Here is a 14,569-nt window from a genome sequence, read left to right as displayed (position 1 = left end):
TGAAATGGATGCAACGGAAAGCTCAGTATGCCGCGTCATTGGCGGCGTCGACACCCACAAGGATCTGCATGTCGCGGCGGTCGTCGACAAGGGCGACAGGGTTCTCGGGAGCCGCTGCTTTGCGACGACCCGGCAGGGCTACCGGCAGATGCTGGCCTGGATGCGGTCGTTTGGCGAACTCCAGAGAATTGGCATCGAGTCGACCGGCAGCTACGGCGCCGGCCTTCTGCGCTTCATGCAAGCTGCCGGGGTTGAGGTGCTGGAAGTCACCGCCCCGGATCGGCATGACCGTCGCCGTCGAGGGAAGAACGACGATCTCGATGCTCAGAATGCCGCGCACGCGGCCTTTGCGGGCCGGCGTACCGTGACCCCCAGAAGCCGAGACGGCATGGTGGAGTCGCTTCGCGTTCTCAAGGCTTGCAGAAAGACAGCCGTGGCGGCACGGCGCGTCGCCTTGCAGATGATCCAGAACACCATCGTCTGCGCACCGGACAGTTTGCGGGATCTGCTTCGCACCATGACGCGCATGCAACTGGTGCGAACGCTTGCGGCCTGGAGACCGGATCTTACCGCCTATCGCGATGTGGAGGCGGCCTACCGCATCGGCCTGAGATCTCTGGCTCGTCGGTACCTCGAACTGCACGACGAGATCGCCGATCTCGATGCCATGATCGGGGCCATCGTCGACGAGCTCGCCCCCGATCTCGTCGCACGCAATTCCATCGGTCATACCTGCGCGGCCCAGCTTCTCCTTACGGCTGGAGACAACCCAGAGCGCCTGCGGTCGGAGGCGAGCTTCGCAGCACTCTGCGGGGTCAGTCCGGTACCTGCCTCGTCCGGCAAGACCATCCGCCATCGGTTGAACCGCGGTGGCGACCGCGCGGCCAACAGCGCGCTGCACATCATCGCCATCGGGCGCCTTCGAACTGACCCGAAGACCAAGGCCTACGTGGCCAGGCGCATCGCCGAAGGCCATTCCAAGCTCGACGCGATCCGGGCCCTGAAGCGCTACATTGCCCGCGAGGTCTTCTCGCTCATCATCCGGCGCCAGAAAGAGATCAACCAGACCCGTATCGCTGCTTGACAAACAGAAGGGCGTCCAGGGCAGCCAATATACGAGCGAGCAGTTCCAGCGCCTCATGGCTGACCACGGCATCACCTGCTCGATGAGCCGGGCCGGCAATGTTTGGGACAACTCGGCGATGGAGAGCTTCTTCTCCTCGCTGAAGACCGAACGGACCGCCCGGAAGGTCTACCGCACCCGGAATGCAGCTCGCGCCGATGTCTTCGACTACATCGAGCGCTTCTACAACCCGACCCGCCGCCACTCGACCTTGGGCTATCTCAGCCCCGTGGAGTTCGAGCGTCAGGCGGTGCTACCCTAACTTGCTGTCCACAAAACCGGCAGCAGGCCAGGTGGTGTCGGCCCAAGCATCCGCGAGCGATCGAAAGGCGGCACCCTTGTCCACAACGTTGCCCAGGATGTCCAGGAGATCCCGCGTGGAGCGGGCGAGCCGATCCAAGGGCGTAACCAGGAGCACGTCCCCGCGCTCGAGCCGGTCGCGGAGCTTGCGGAGCTGCAGGCGCTCCCGCTTAGCTCCGGAAACTGCCTCACGGAACACCTTCTCAGCCCCGGCCGCCTTAAGCTCCTCAACCTGCGTGTCGAGGGCCTGCCCGTCGGTGCTGACGCGAGCGTAGCCGCACGTCTCGGCCACCAGATTAAGCTCACTTTCCGCACATATAATACGCACACGCTAACCCACTGACGAACAAAGGTCGAGAACTCTGTGCGTATTTCAAGATTGACGCACAGCCCGACTGCCTGCCTATTGCGACCCTTGGCCAGCAAGTCACTGGGTGTCCGGAGACCTTGGTGTGGCCTGCCTCCGATCCTCGGCTTCGGCCTCGTGCCACTCGACGAAGAGGCTGTAGGCCACAGCCAGGAGCGTCGGGCCCAGGAAGATGCCGATGAACCCGAAGGCGAGCAGGCCCCCCAGGAAGCCCAGCAGGCCCAGCAGGGGCAGGCTGTTTGATCGCGCCAGCAGATAGGGCCTGAGCACGTTGTCGATGGTGCTGACCAGGAGCGCGCCCCAGAGGATGACAAAGATGCCCCAGCCAATCGCTCCCTGGGCCAGAAGCCACAGTGCCACCGAGATCCAGACGAGCGGCGGACCGACGGGCAGGAACGAGAGAACAAACGTCAGGGACCCCAGGAGCAGCGCCTGCGGCACCCCGGCGATCCAGAACCCCAAGGCGGCCAGCAGCCCTTGCGCCAGCGCCGTGCCAATGAGGCCGTAGACGGTGCCCTGAACGGTCTCGCCCACCACCAGAAGAAGGTTGCCGCCATCGGGACCTACCTCGAGGCGCGGGTCTCGGGAGCCTTGGCGCTCGTGCAAATCGTCAACAGCACGGCGTCGTTCCTGTTCGCCACGCTGCTGTTCGCGATGATCTTCAAGGTCCTGCCGGCTGTGGCCCTCACCTGGCGGGATGTCTGGACCGGCGCGGTCGTCACCGGCGTCCTGTTCACGGCCGGAAAGGTCCTGATCGGCGTCTACATCGGTCGGAGCGGGGTCGCTTCGGCCTATGGGGCGGCCGCGTCGGTTATCACGATCATGCTGTGGATCTACTACTCGTCATTGATCCTGCTCTTCGGCGCTGAGTTCACCAAGGCCTATGCCGAGACCCACGGAAGCCGAGCCTGAAGGGGTGCTCCGGCCAGGCAAACTCCGCCGACACGCTGTCATTGCTCAACGTTTGGGCATCCATGTCACCGGCCGTGTGGATCGGCAACATGTCCATCTCACTCGGCCCTCAGCTTTGGCGGCTTCAGGACCCCGTCTTAGAGGTCGCTCCGGATGCCAGGACTCCCCTCTCGAAAGCGGCGGGGTGGAACGACCGTTTAGGCGGCAACTGGCAACGTCTCGGAATTTGCCGCAGGTTTGGGAAAGGCGGGCGCCGACAGGCCTTCGATGGCGGCGAGGACGATCTCGGGCGCCGTCTGGTGGACCATGTGCCCGGCCCCGGGAACCCGCTGTAAGGTGCTCTGCGCCAGTTCGGCGTGCAGCCTCGCTGACTGCGCCTCAATGTCGATGATGCGGTCCCCCTCGCCTGCGATGATGGCCACGGGCACCTTGAGGTCCGCATACCCGGCCGCAGTCGCGGCGCCTGGGAGCATCAGCGCAGCCTCGGCGGCACCCGCCCGGATCTGCGACGGACGGAAGACCATCTCTTTGGGGAAGCTCTTGAACGTCTCGGCAACTGGGGCGGGGCCGAACATCCTGCGCGTGGCGAGCGGCCATGTCGCCCGGGCCATGAGCGGGGAGACAGTGAAGCGGAGAATGTCGCCCAGGACGGGCAGGGAAGGCAGGGACGCGCCCACAACGTCGGCGCGAACGGAGGCGTAGTAGTAGCCGGAGACCAGCACCAGTCCACTCACCAGGTCAGGATGCCTCCGCGCGAGCGCGATAGCGACCGCGCAGCCCCAGGAGTGGCCGAGCATTGTCGCCTGGCGGACGCCCAGTCGGCGAAGGCCCACGGCGATGAGATCGGCCTGCGCTTCGGCGGTCCAGACGATGGCCCGCGGGCGCGTGGTATGGCCGAAGCCCGGCCGGTCAAAGGCGATGACACGATGGCTCCGGGCCGCCATGTCGATGAGCCCGCTCGAGACGAAGTCCTCGATCATGGTGCCGTTCCCGTGCAGGAGGACGAGCGGGCTCCCTGTCCCACGCTCGAGGCAATGGAGCGGCAAGCCGTCAATCTCAACAAACCGGCCGAGAGGGGGAGTTGTCGCGCTCGGCCTTCTTCGCCAACCGGTGGTTCACGAAGGCCGATGCGGCCAAGGTGACGAGACCCAAGGCGGCAATGCGGTAGGCGAGGGAAGGCTGGTCCGAGCTTGAGGGACCGGCAGCCGACGCCAGCATGCGGGGCGAACCCGCGGAGCGAGAGGTCATTGGGGCCATCCATGTCTGGAAGATGCACGACGGCCCGGACACTCCAGGGCGATGTTGCAACCTATTTCAACGTCCGAAGAGACGTTCCGTTCCCCGATCTGCGCCGCCTTGCAGATCAGGACCTGGCGAGTGCGCCAGGCCACTTGGAGCAGGACATATCTGGCTGGGGTTCACGGGACGGCTAGCTTGCAAGGGGTTCGGCCCGGGATCCCAGTGCCGTCTGCAGGCTCGGCCATCCTGCCTTAAGGCTATAATCTCACATGAGTGCCTTCGAATTCGACTTCGCCTCGCATCAGCTGCTCCTGATGGTGATCGGGGCGGCGCTCCTGTTGTCCTACTGGCTGCCTCAGCTGGTGTTCCGCCGTCCGCCATCCGCCTCGGCCGCCCTGATGATCTTTGGGATGGGTGTGGCTGTCCTGTTTCCCGGGCTGTTCAGCCCGCTCGCCCCCCAATCAGCGCCTGCGTTCTGGGAGGTCTCGGCTGAGATCGTCGTCATCGTGGTCCTGTTCTCGACCGGGCTGCGGATCGACGACCTGGGTGGCCTGCGGCTCTGGCACCCAACGATCGGACTGCTGGCCGTGACCATGCCGCTCACCATTGGGGCCGTGACGCTGCTGGGCTGGGGTCTGGTGGGGATGACGGTCCCGGGCGCGATCCTGCTCGGAGCGGTCCTGGCACCGACCGACCCGGTTCTGGCTGGCGACGTGCAGGTCGGCCCGCCCCTCGAAGGGCGCGAGCACCCGGTCCGCTTCTCCCTGACCACTGAAGCCGGGCTCAACGACGGCCTCGCCTTCCCCTTCGTCTACCTGGCCCTGCATGCCGCCGCCGGCAGCCTGGGCGTCGCGGGGTGGGCCGAGTGGGTCGTCTGGGACGTCCTTTACAGGATCGGCGTGGGCGCGGCACTCGGCGCCGGGATCGGCTGGCTCCTGGGCCAGGCGCTGTTCGTCTATCCGGCCGGCAACACCCTCGCCAGGTCGGGCCCCGGCGTTCTGGCGCTGGCCGGAGTCCTCTTCTGTTATGGCCTTGTCGAACTCGCCGAAGGCTACGGCTTCGTCGCTGTCTTCATTGCTGGGATGACCATGCGCCGGGTCGAAGCGGGCCATTCCTACCACCAGCGTCTGCACGCCTTCAGCGACGCCCTCGAGACGGCCATGACGGCCATCCTTCTCGTGCTCCTGGGCGGCATGCTGCCGGCACTCTGGCCCTACCTCGACGGGCGCCACGCCGTGATCGGCTTTGGACTGATCCTGGTCGTGCGCCCCATGGCCGGGCTCCTGGGGCTCCTCGGTACGGCGCTCAACCTGCGCGAACGCGCCGTCGTGGCGTGCTATGGCGTTCGCGGCATCGGCTCGATCTACTACCTGGGCTATGCCGCGACCCACGTGACCTTCATCGACCGGAACGAGCTCTGGGCCTTGGTATCCTTCACCATCTTCGCCTCCACCTTCATCCATGGACTCACCGCTGCGGAGAGCGTGCGCCTTCTGGTGCGAGAGCCAAGGGAGTGATGTCTGACAGCGTGGCCGGCCCTGAGTGCCCGCTGTTCCGGGTAAAGAGACTAGATGCGGGGAGGATGACGCTCGACTGTCTGAGGCGGACGCGCGATCGCATTCAGCCACTTACCCCAAAGCACCGATCTTCTGATCCAGGTCCAGGCCCCGGTTGGGAGACGCTGACCGATGAGACGACTGAGCTACGGCAGGCCAGGCTGAGCAAGGAGGCCGAGGACAGGACACACGCGGCTCTGGCTCCGACCAAGAAGGCGCGCCGCAAGGCCAGCTAAGCATTGGGTGGTAGTTCGTTTTGCAGCTTTGCGCCGGGTCCACGCGTCGGAGCAGGTGCCCGCCAACGACATGCCAACGATCCGGGAGGCGAACGGACTAAGCTCAGACCCGAGTCCAAGGGCGGTGGTGCTTTGCTGAGGCCGGAGCGGCCGCGGGCGGTGTCTTGTCCCTACTTCCGCCGCCAGACGGTCCGTTACGAACGCAGGACCGACATCCACCAAGCATTCCTGCCGCTCGCCTCCTCACCCATCTGCTGGAGCTACGTTCAGGGTCGGCTTTGTCAGCCCAGTCAGTCAGTGGCCCATTCATGAGGGCGCATGCTCACGATACGTCGGCACCGCTCGACCTGTGCGGCAGCGGAGGGTCCGAGCCGATCGACCAAGTCCGGCCGCTCGCCTCTGTCCCACACGTCCACGAGGGCCTGACAGGCGTCCTGCCATGGAGCCACCCCCCTGAGAACCTCTTCGACTTCGGCCGGAGCGGCCATGGGCACAAGTTGGGGCTGAGCGGCGCGCCACTCGGACCACCCCCACCATCCCACCGCCGTCAGCACCGCGGCGCAGGTCACGGCATTCAAGACCATCAGTTCCGCGAGCATACGTTCCTCCCGTTCAGGAGTGACCAATCTTCGAAGGCGTCGACAGCCGACTTAGCGCTTTGGATAGATGGTCGGCAGGGGCGTGTCTGCCGCTGTGCTGCCTCCCTCTCCCTGCCACCCCGCCTTGGCCTTCTCACTCTGGCCGGGCTGGATCTTGTTCAGAGCATCGTTCTCCGTGATCCGTCGATCCATCTCGGCAGACCGGCGCACCTGAGCCATGGTGGCTTCGTTCAGAGTGATATGGATGCTGGGCTTAGGGGTGGCGTCGTCCATGAGAGGAGTCTCCATGATCCGTCAAAGGATGCATCGTGGGAACAGCCGAGGCGGGCCAGAGAGCTGGGCCTGCGCGCTCATCGGGCCGGCCCAGAAAGTAGGCAACACGTAAGCGCCCTTGGTTACGGCCAGCTCTTAACGGGCCGGATCGGGAGGGTGCTTGTCACCGGGATAGGCCCAGTTCACTTCACCATCGCGCTGGGCTCTGCGGACCTTCTCCGCTGACCAGTCCGCGCGGGCTTTGTCGAGTTCGTGCTGAGCGAGGTTGATGCTGGGCTTGGCGGTGTCGGCGTCCATGTCAGGAGCCTCCATGATCCCGCGAAGGAATACCTCGTGGGCATGACATACATGGGGATGAGACGGGCCCATTACGAGAGCAAGACGCTCAACACCAGCGCCTGATCAGGTTTCGGGCTCTCATGGCGTTGATGATGTGACCGCCCTCCGACGGCATCGATGTGCCAGGGTGGGTCTGCGACGATCCACAGAGGGGAGCGGTCACATCATCAACGCCCCTCTGATGCTAACAAACTATCCAGCCTGAGTCCCCACTTGCGCGATAGTTGCCGCTGAGGCCTCGTTTTCCACCCTTGGAGCCATTACATGCCAGATACCCCGAGGTAGTCCCTCCGGGGATGATGGAGGACCCCGCATGGGGACCGACACGACGCCTCCCGACATCGAGCCTTCTGATCTGGATGACGAGAACGCGCGACGGCGCCAGCCCTCCGAGAGGGTCCGGAAGGCCGTGGTCAACGACAACACGAACGGGGCGCCCCGTCTCCAGCACACACCCGACCCGTCGCCCGACGGCATCGTCCTGCTCTCCCTCGTTCCGAGCTGAGGCGGTCATGCCCCTGGTCCGCTTCGTTCATCCGGGAACTGGTCCCCGGGATGGGGGCCTCGAGGAGCTGGAGATGGAGGTCATGCCGATCGTCGGCGATCGGATCGTCCTCGATTACGCGGATTACGACGACGTGGTCTACGAGGTAGTCGGGCGCGGCTTCCAGATTGCGATCAGCAAGGAAGGCGGGCAGCTCGGGGTGGCGACGGCATACGTCGAGGTGCGGCGCGTGAGCCCCTCGGTCGCCGCAGCGGACGCGATGCGCGCTTGAACCTCTGAGGCCGGCATAACGCCCGCCTCGAGATGGTGCTCGTGCCGGAGCACGTAACGTCAACCACCGGCCGCCAGGGTCGGTCATTCAGGAGTGCAGACCATGGCCAAGGGCCAGAAGCGGTCGAACAAGGAAATCAAGAAGCCCAAGCAGACGAAGGTCGCTCCTGCCGCCCCGGCCCTCTTCCAGAAGGGCCAGTCCGACACGGACGGGACAGCGAAGAAGAAGTGACAAGCTCGTCCTGCGGTCCGAATGGACCTCTCGACGTTCCCGGTTGCCGAACGGCTGCGCGGCAATCCTGACTCGCGATCCAATCTCACAAGGGAGGGGTCATGGACCCGCGCACCACACGACGGACTGTCACCTTCGTCCACCCGTTCCGCATCGCCGACTACGAGGACGAACTCCCGGCCGGCGACTATCAGGTCGTCATGGATGAGGAGCTCCTCGAGGGCCGGAGCTTTGAAGCCTACCGCCGGACGGGCACCTATCTCCTGGTCGGCAGCCAAGCGGGTGGCAGGGGCACCGCCGAGATGCGCCCGATTGATCCCCGAGATCTGGAGGCGGCTTTGGTTCGCGACCGCGCTCCACGCGACCCAGCAGAACCAGGCGAAGCGGCGCTAGCTCCGCTGGAGGTGAGATCATGACATCCCCCGAGTGGCTCAAACCAGGGATCTATGGCGCCGGGATCGGTGCGGTCGTGGCGATGGTGCTGGGGTTCTCCTGGGGAGGCTGGATGACGGGCGGCGGGGCCGAGGAGCTGGCGGCCGATCGGGCGCACGACGAGGTCATCGCGGCCTTGGTGCCCATCTGCCTCCAGATCTCGCAGGACGATCCGGAAAGGGCGAGCAAGCTGGCCACCATCACCGAGGCCACCACCTATCAGCGCCGGGACGCCGTCATGGCCGCCGGCTGGGCCACGGTGCCTGGCGCGGAGGAACCCAACCGCGATCTGGCGCAGGCCTGCATGAAGGGACTGAACCTCGACGCGGCGTAAATCGGTTGGTTCTGGCGGAGAAGGAGCAGAGATCAGACGCCCGAGCCTTCCCGCCCCCTTTCCATATAGCAGCGCAGCTCAGAGGGCGGTCATGAAAGGCCGTTGTCATGCTGGGCTGCAGGTCGGCCAAACTGACCGGATGGACCGGCGCCCCCACCGTTCGACATAGGAGTGATCATGAGACGTCTATTCTTGGCCACCTCGGCCGCATCGAGTCTGTTTGCAACGTCGGCCTTTGCGCAAGCCAGCGAGGAATCGGCGTTCGTGGCCATTGCAGGTACGAGCGTAGAACTCCCGTTGTCCTTTGTTGGCGCGCTTTGCGGATTCACGGCCGAACAGGTTGCCTCGAGGGCCAGCAGTGCGACTGAGCCGGTCTGCACCATCGACGAGAGCACGGCCACGTCGGTGGGTCTGACGGACGAGCATGGTGAGATGGTGGACATCACCCGACAAGGCTTTGCGACGCTAACCATGCCCGACGGCGCAAGCACGGTACAGCTTCCCATCGGCATCGCCGCACAGCTTTGCGAGCTCGACGCAAGCGAGCTTGCTCCTGTGACAGCGGGTGAGGACCAGGGCTCCAGTTGCGAGCTCACCCAAGAGGACGTCGACACGACCAGCTTCCCGGGGCTTCGCTTGGCCCGGAGCACGGACTGATTCTCCTCTGGCCCAGTCCCACCGCCCAGTCTTGTCCGCCTTGCACTGCGTGCTGACACAGTCGGCGTACCCGACGGGCGCGCCTGCTCTCCGGGCCACCCCTCCCCTGCGACCACTCAGGAGCGCGCTCAATCCGGGTAGATAGACGCCAGCGGGTGGGCCTGCTCTTCGGCGGGCCCGCCACCCTCGCCCTGCCACCTGGCTTGGGCTCGCTCGCCGCTGTCGGGCTGGATCCGGTTCAGACTCTCGTCCTCGGCAATCCGGTGAGCCTTGTCTGCGGCGTTGCGCGCCCGAGCCGTGTCGTAGTCGGCCGCGTACCCGGCGCGAACTTGGGCAAGTTCGTCCTGAAGCAAAATGACGTTGAGTCTGAGCTTGTCGGCGTCCATGTGAGGAGCCTTTCATGTTCCCCCAGAGGACTACTCCAGGGTCAGTTGCATATGGGGTTCACCAGCCCCGTTGCGAGCGGGACCGGGCACGTATCTCACAAGCCGCAACGCAGGCCCGAGCGGCGGAGCCGTGCCGAGAGGCGTGGGGCCGGCGGCTTCAGAAGGGCGCCCACGACCGGGACCAGAGAAGGGCGGTGGACGCCAGCCCGCTCCAGCCCTCGATCACAGGCCAGTCGAGATTGCCTGCGGGGTATCGAGACCTGGTCCTGCCTCCAGGCGCGTCCTGGGGCGGATCGAGATCCACTCCATAAGTCCACTCGACCTGGGTTTCCCCATCCTCGCCTTGGCTGAGGACCTGCGCGGCGCGGTCGTTCTGGCCCGACATGTGCGCAGCCCCAATGGCGCTCGTGAGAGCGGCCTCGCGGCTGGGATATGGGCCGTAGGTCTTGCCGTCGCGCCGGACTGTCCAGCGTCCCTCGTGGAGCACGTTGGATCTGCCCGGGCCGAGTGATACGCACCGGTCATCGATGCTGTCGAGGCGATAGAGCGCGCCAGCCTGACTGCCTACACACTTGGTACGCCTAAAGCTGAGGTTCGGCGGAGGGGGGTCCGCCGAGCTGGGCCGCAAATGAGCCTGTTTTGCTGGATCTCTAAACCGGTGCGCGCGCCTGTCCCGCCATTCGTCCCCCAGCACGACGGGTGATCGGCGGCTGACTGCCCCTGAGGAGCCCACCGCCACTCCCCAGCCTGCCTCTGGCATGTCTTTTCTCTGGCGACCTGTCCGGAACCTTCGCCGGCCAGAACCGCGTTTCCCTGACAAGCATCAGCACAGGCTGGGGCCGCCAATGGACCCGTCGCTGACCCAGATGATCGACACGCTCCGCACGGCCCGGGAGGCGCTGCGAAGTGAGATGGCGGTCTGGGTCGTGGGGAGCCCCCCAGACGAGGCCCGGCTTGAGCACCTTTTGGAGATGGCCCGGAGCTTTCGGGAACAGGCCCACTCGGTGCTTGTCATGACGGTCTACCAGGACACGCCTGAGGCGCTCCGCCAGGAGATCGACGGGCTCATCGCCGGCTTCAGCGACATCGTGGAGCAGGTTGACACGATGCTCGCGAGGAGCCGGTGGCAAAGATGAGAGACGCAGAAGCCTCGAGCGCTGACCTGGGCGGGTTCTACCCGTCCCGGGGCCTCAACGTCCCAGGGTAGGTCCATGCCAACTGCTCTCGCCAAGGCCAAGGCCATTGCTCGGGCGCTCCGCGCAGCCCGGCGTGAGGGCAAGGTATCCGAGGCCATTGTCCTGAGCCCCAGTGCGCACGAACAACTGCTCACGGCGGCCCTTTGGTACATGTGGAGCGTCCCAACACCCCACTCCATGTTCGGCATCCCGGTCGAGGTGGACCCGAATGTGGACGGCTGGACAGTGCGAACGAAGCAAGAGCATCCATTGGCAACGCCAGGTTTGTCATCGTCCTCGACAGAGGCGGGATGAACCAGGCGCGAGGTTGAGGAGACGCGCCCGATGCACCTGGTCCGACGAATACCATGCGTGGACGAGGCAGGTCGTCAGTACACCGTTGTGGTGTACGCCAGGGTCCTGCGCAGCCCGCTGCTAAGCGAGGAGGGATGGCGCACCATGCGAGGCAGCAACTGTTTCCTTTCCACTGGGGAGGACGTGCATATGGCCGATGAGAACACCTTCCAGGTCATTCAGCGAGACCTAGTCCTGAAGCGCAGTGGGCCTGACCAGTGCCCGTGAGCAAACACGATGCGCCAGGACAGCAGCTTCACCGACGAAGGGCGCGCCTTATGGGTCTGCGAATAGAGGACGCGGAGTAAGGCCGAGGCCGAGTTGGGGGCTGTTCCGAACTACAACGTTGGTTGTGCCTGTGACCGACCCAGGTCTTGCTTCAATCGCCTGGATTGGCGCAGAGGCTTTATCTGGGCTCAAGCCATTCGTCTCGCCTTGCCCCATCAAGCGCTCTCTGGAACGGGCGCGCGTGCTGGTCCGTTGCTGTCTCGAGCAACCCTGTGGAGGCCTGCCATGCTGGTTCGAGACATCATGACCCGCGACGTCCGCCTGCTTGCGCCGCACAGCACGCTCCGAGAGGCGGCGCGCCAGATGCGGGACGACAACATCGGCTCGCTGCCCGTGGCCGAGGGTGATCGCCTGGTGGGCTATGTCACCGATCGCGACCTCGTGGTGCGAGGTCTCGCGGAGGGCTTCTCGGGCGACACTTACATCCACGACGTCATGACCGACCGGGTCCTCTACTGCTTCGAGGACGACGACATCGAGGATGTGGCCCTCAACATCGCCCACAACCAAGTGCGGCGGCTGCCGGTGCTCTCGCGGGAGAAGCGCCTGGTCGGCATCGTGGCTCTGGGTGACCTCGCGACCAAGGCACCGGACCTCTCGGCCGAAGAGGCACTCGAGGGCGTGTCGAAGCTGACGCGGTAGGGATCGTGAGCCTGAACCACCCTGGCCGGTCCTTGGCTCAGGCCGCCAGCGGGATCCTGCGCCTTTTTGGCCGGCCCGTTCGCCGGGCGCAGGGCGAGCACGGCGTGGTTCTCGCGCCTTACCGCGGCTACGGCAGCCGCTCCGAGGTGTTCCTGATCGGCCGGGTGTTCCGACAGTCGCAGGCAGATCCTGCAAGGGAGCACGGTCTCCGGTCGGAGCTGCGCGACGTCGGCCGGCGGCTGAGCCGCCACTCAGTCGCCGGCGCTACCGTCACGGCTCACTTCTATGGGACCACAGTGAAGGTCGTAACAGATCCGGACGGCTACTTCCGGGTTCACCTCCGTCCGGAGGCGGCTCCCTCTCCCGACCTCACCTGGCACGCGATGGACCTGGTCCTGGAGGGGCCCACGCCAGTCGAGGCGCAGGGCCAGATCTACATCCCGCCGTCCGCAGCGCGCTTCGTGGTCATCAGCGACATCGACGACACCATCATGCTCACGGGCGTGGCCAACAAGCTCGGGATGCTCTGGCGCCTGTTCGTGGCCGACGCCCAGAGCCGGGTGGCCTTTCCGGGCGTGGCGGCGCTCTACCGCGCGCTGCATGCCGGCCACTCTGGTAATGAGAGCAATCCGATGCTCTATGTCTCCCGCGCGCCCTGGGGCATCTACGAGGTGCTCGAGGAGTTCTTCCGCCTCCACGGCATCCCTGTGGGCCCGGTGCTGTTTCTGCGCGAGTGGGGTGTCTCCTGGAAGAGCCCACTGCCGCGCAAGGCGGTGGATCACAAGCAGGAGCTCATCCGCAACATGCTGGAGCTCTACAAGGACCTGCCTTTTGTGCTGATCGGCGACAGCGGCCAGCACGACCCCGAGGTCTACCGGCAGCTCGTGAACGAGCATCCCGGCCGCGTGCGGGCCGTCTACATCCGCAACGTCTCGCGGGACCGGCATCGTATCGCCCAGATCGAGGAGCTCGCGGCCGCCGTGGTCACAGCCGGCTCGAGCCTGGTGCTCGCGGCGGACAGCGTCGCGATGGCCGAGCACGCGGAGGGCGTCGGCCTTGTGGCGCCCGGGACTGTCGGCGCTGTGGCGGACGAGCGGGTCGCGCAAGACGAGCTGGCGGCCCGGACCGAGACGCGGGAAGTGAAGCGCGGCACTCCTGAGCAGACGGCCGCCGCAGTTGAAGGAGGCCACCTGCAGGACATGTTGGCCAGCGGCCCAGAGGATGCGCCGCCCAGTGTTGTGGTGGAACCAAAGGAGCCGCGCGCTGCAGATCCGCAAGGTTTAGGGGATGAGAAGCCAGAGTTGCAGGACATTGGCGCCAGACATGAGCGGCAATAGCACTGCAGTCGACCTACCCAATGCCGCGGGACAGCGCCGTGCCCTGCTGGTGATCAACGAGAACAGCCGGCAGGGGCGAGAGATGAGCGACGCGGCAGTCGAGGTGCTCGAGCGCGGCGGTCTTCAGCTCCAGCGCGCAACCTCCGACGGACCAGGCGATCTGGTGGATACCATCCGCCAAGCGGCGGGCACGGTCGATCTCGTCGTGCTGGGCGGCGGCGACGGCACGCTCAGCTCGGCCGCGCCAGCCTTGATCGAGACCGGCTTGCCGCTGGGCATCCTCCCTTTGGGGACCGCGAACGATCTCGCCCACACGCTCGGCATCCCGCTCGACATCGGCGACGCCGCTCAGGTGATCGTCGAGGGCAAACTCCGTCGGATCGATCTGGGCGAGGTCAACGGAAAGCCGTTCTTCAACGTGGCCAGCCTGGGGCTCAGCGTCGCCATGACGCGCGAGCTGACCCACGACGTGAAGCAGCGGTGGGGCAGGCTGGGTTATGCCGTATCGACCTTCCGTGCCCTCACGCAGATGCGGCCGTTCGTGGCCGAGATCCGCGCGGGCGACGAGGTCCATAGGGTCCGAACGCTCCAGATCGCTGTCGGCAATGGCCGGTACTACGGCGCCGGCATGGCCGTCGAGAAGGACGCTGAGATCGACGACAGCTGCCTCAATCTTTACAGTCTGGAGTTTGGCCACCTCTGGAAGCTCGCGCTCGTGTATCCGGCCTTCCGCAAAGGCCGGCATGGCCTGTGGAAGGAGGTGCGGACCATGCGCTGCCGTGAGGTGGACATCCGCACAGCGCGTCCCAAGAAGATCAACACCGACGGTGAGATCACGACGGAAACGCCCGCTCAGTTCCGGGTCTTACCGAGGGCGGTTTCTGTCTTCGCACCGGCCGCGGACGAGACGCGAGCGTAGCCGATTAACCTGTCAGGATCGTAGCTGGGTCACGTCCGTCAATGAGGTGGAGATTTCGGGTGTAGCTGGGGTGGCCATGGTCACGCGGCTTCAG

The 14,569-nt window shown here is 65.5% G+C and carries 19 protein-coding genes and 1 pseudogene; 14 read left to right on the top strand and 6 right to left on the bottom strand.

Annotated features, from left to right (window positions below):
* Positions 1 to 4 precede the first annotated feature (4 nt).
* Both RUMESO_RS22825 and RUMESO_RS22820 read left to right on the top strand, forming a co-directional pair.
* Positions 5 to 1,084, top strand: a complete 1,080-nt coding sequence (locus tag RUMESO_RS22825; RefSeq protein ID WP_037284244.1) for an IS110 family RNA-guided transposase — start codon at positions 5 to 7, stop codon at positions 1,082 to 1,084.
* A gap of 16 nt (positions 1,085 to 1,100) precedes the next feature.
* Positions 1,101 to 1,385: pseudogene (locus RUMESO_RS22820) on the top strand (IS3 family transposase); the annotation flags it as partial.
* Here RUMESO_RS22820 and RUMESO_RS22815 read toward each other — a convergent pair.
* Both RUMESO_RS22815 and RUMESO_RS26655 read right to left on the bottom strand, forming a co-directional pair.
* Positions 1,377 to 1,715 carry a recombinase family protein gene (locus RUMESO_RS22815; protein WP_051521625.1) on the bottom strand — a complete coding sequence of 113 codons (339 nt, stop codon included), beginning with the start codon at positions 1,713 to 1,715 and terminating at the stop codon, positions 1,377 to 1,379. The pseudogene RUMESO_RS22820 and the gene RUMESO_RS22815 overlap by 9 nt on opposite strands.
* A gap of 135 nt (positions 1,716 to 1,850) precedes the next feature.
* Positions 1,851 to 2,324: an AI-2E family transporter gene (locus RUMESO_RS26655; RefSeq protein ID WP_211262980.1), complete on the bottom strand. Its 474-nt coding sequence runs from the start codon at positions 2,322 to 2,324 to the stop codon at positions 1,851 to 1,853.
* Positions 2,325 to 2,381: 57 nt separating this feature from the next.
* Between RUMESO_RS26655 and RUMESO_RS26650 the strand changes: the two genes are divergently transcribed.
* A complete protein-coding gene (locus tag RUMESO_RS26650; RefSeq protein WP_211262979.1) occupies positions 2,382 to 2,702 on the top strand; it encodes a YihY/virulence factor BrkB family protein in 321 nt (106 codons plus the stop codon).
* A gap of 197 nt (positions 2,703 to 2,899) precedes the next feature.
* Here the strand turns inward: RUMESO_RS26650 and RUMESO_RS22800 are convergent, their stop codons facing one another.
* On the bottom strand, positions 2,900 to 3,748 hold the full coding sequence (locus tag RUMESO_RS22800) for an alpha/beta fold hydrolase (protein ID WP_281177602.1): 849 nt from the start codon (positions 3,746 to 3,748) through the stop codon (positions 2,900 to 2,902).
* 462 nt (positions 3,749 to 4,210) lie between these two features.
* Between RUMESO_RS22800 and RUMESO_RS22795 the strand changes: the two genes are divergently transcribed.
* Complete coding sequence (locus RUMESO_RS22795; protein ID WP_037284242.1) at positions 4,211 to 5,458, top strand: cation:proton antiporter; 1,248 nt, start codon at positions 4,211 to 4,213, stop codon at positions 5,456 to 5,458.
* Between the two features lie 925 nt (positions 5,459 to 6,383).
* On the opposite strand, the gene RUMESO_RS22785 is transcribed toward RUMESO_RS22795, so the two are convergent.
* Both RUMESO_RS22785 and RUMESO_RS25485 read right to left on the bottom strand, forming a co-directional pair.
* The gene (locus RUMESO_RS22785; protein WP_037284236.1) at positions 6,384 to 6,605 is read right to left on the bottom strand and encodes a hypothetical protein; all 222 of its coding nucleotides are present in this window, start codon (positions 6,603 to 6,605) and stop codon (positions 6,384 to 6,386) included.
* Positions 6,606 to 6,740: 135 nt separating this feature from the next.
* Positions 6,741 to 6,902, bottom strand: a complete 162-nt coding sequence (locus RUMESO_RS25485) for a hypothetical protein (protein ID WP_156363069.1) — start codon at positions 6,900 to 6,902, stop codon at positions 6,741 to 6,743.
* Positions 6,903 to 7,257: 355 nt separating this feature from the next.
* Between RUMESO_RS25485 and RUMESO_RS22780 the strand changes: the two genes are divergently transcribed.
* The 6 genes from RUMESO_RS22780 to RUMESO_RS22760 all read left to right on the top strand — a co-directional run bounded on the left by RUMESO_RS22780 (position 7,258) and on the right by RUMESO_RS22760 (position 9,374).
* Positions 7,258 to 7,449, top strand: a complete 192-nt coding sequence (locus RUMESO_RS22780) for a hypothetical protein (RefSeq protein WP_037284233.1) — start codon at positions 7,258 to 7,260, stop codon at positions 7,447 to 7,449.
* Positions 7,450 to 7,522: 73 nt separating this feature from the next.
* Positions 7,523 to 7,720, top strand: coding sequence for a hypothetical protein (locus RUMESO_RS22775; protein ID WP_037284232.1), 198 nt, complete (start codon positions 7,523 to 7,525; stop codon positions 7,718 to 7,720).
* 102 nt (positions 7,721 to 7,822) lie between these two features.
* On the top strand, positions 7,823 to 7,951 hold the full coding sequence (locus RUMESO_RS28030; protein ID WP_281177601.1) for a hypothetical protein: 129 nt from the start codon (positions 7,823 to 7,825) through the stop codon (positions 7,949 to 7,951).
* Positions 7,952 to 8,052: 101 nt separating this feature from the next.
* Positions 8,053 to 8,367 carry a hypothetical protein gene (locus RUMESO_RS22770; RefSeq protein ID WP_037284229.1) on the top strand — a complete coding sequence of 105 codons (315 nt, stop codon included), beginning with the start codon at positions 8,053 to 8,055 and terminating at the stop codon, positions 8,365 to 8,367.
* Positions 8,364 to 8,717, top strand: a complete 354-nt coding sequence (locus RUMESO_RS22765) for a hypothetical protein (protein ID WP_037284227.1) — start codon at positions 8,364 to 8,366, stop codon at positions 8,715 to 8,717. Before RUMESO_RS22770 ends, RUMESO_RS22765 begins: the two co-directional genes overlap by 4 nt.
* A gap of 177 nt (positions 8,718 to 8,894) precedes the next feature.
* Complete coding sequence (locus RUMESO_RS22760; protein ID WP_037284223.1) at positions 8,895 to 9,374, top strand: hypothetical protein; 480 nt, start codon at positions 8,895 to 8,897, stop codon at positions 9,372 to 9,374.
* A 128-nt stretch (positions 9,375 to 9,502) separates the two neighbouring features.
* Here RUMESO_RS22760 and RUMESO_RS22755 read toward each other — a convergent pair whose 3' ends face one another.
* Complete coding sequence (locus tag RUMESO_RS22755) at positions 9,503 to 9,760, bottom strand: hypothetical protein (protein WP_037284220.1); 258 nt, start codon at positions 9,758 to 9,760, stop codon at positions 9,503 to 9,505.
* An 845-nt stretch (positions 9,761 to 10,605) separates the two neighbouring features.
* On the opposite strand from RUMESO_RS22755, the gene RUMESO_RS22745 reads away from it, so the two are divergent.
* The 4 genes from RUMESO_RS22745 to RUMESO_RS22725 all read left to right on the top strand — a co-directional run bounded on the left by RUMESO_RS22745 (position 10,606) and on the right by RUMESO_RS22725 (position 14,475).
* Positions 10,606 to 10,896, top strand: coding sequence for a hypothetical protein (locus tag RUMESO_RS22745; RefSeq protein WP_037284214.1), 291 nt, complete (start codon positions 10,606 to 10,608; stop codon positions 10,894 to 10,896).
* 906 nt (positions 10,897 to 11,802) lie between these two features.
* Positions 11,803 to 12,219, top strand: coding sequence for a CBS domain-containing protein (locus RUMESO_RS22735; RefSeq protein WP_037284208.1), 417 nt, complete (start codon positions 11,803 to 11,805; stop codon positions 12,217 to 12,219).
* Between the two features lie 5 nt (positions 12,220 to 12,224).
* Positions 12,225 to 13,556, top strand: a complete 1,332-nt coding sequence (locus RUMESO_RS22730) for an App1 family protein phosphatidate phosphatase (RefSeq protein WP_082484607.1) — start codon at positions 12,225 to 12,227, stop codon at positions 13,554 to 13,556.
* Positions 13,543 to 14,475, top strand: coding sequence for a lipid kinase (locus tag RUMESO_RS22725; protein WP_051521624.1), 933 nt, complete (start codon positions 13,543 to 13,545; stop codon positions 14,473 to 14,475). The genes RUMESO_RS22730 and RUMESO_RS22725 overlap by 14 nt, the downstream gene beginning before the upstream one ends.
* Positions 14,476 to 14,569: the final 94 nt, after the last annotated feature.

It is taken from the genome of Rubellimicrobium mesophilum DSM 19309 (assembly GCF_000600335.2).
Lineage (GTDB): Bacteria > Pseudomonadota > Alphaproteobacteria > Rhodobacterales > Rhodobacteraceae > Rubellimicrobium > Rubellimicrobium mesophilum.
This window is presented reverse-complemented; position numbering and strand designations above follow the sequence as displayed.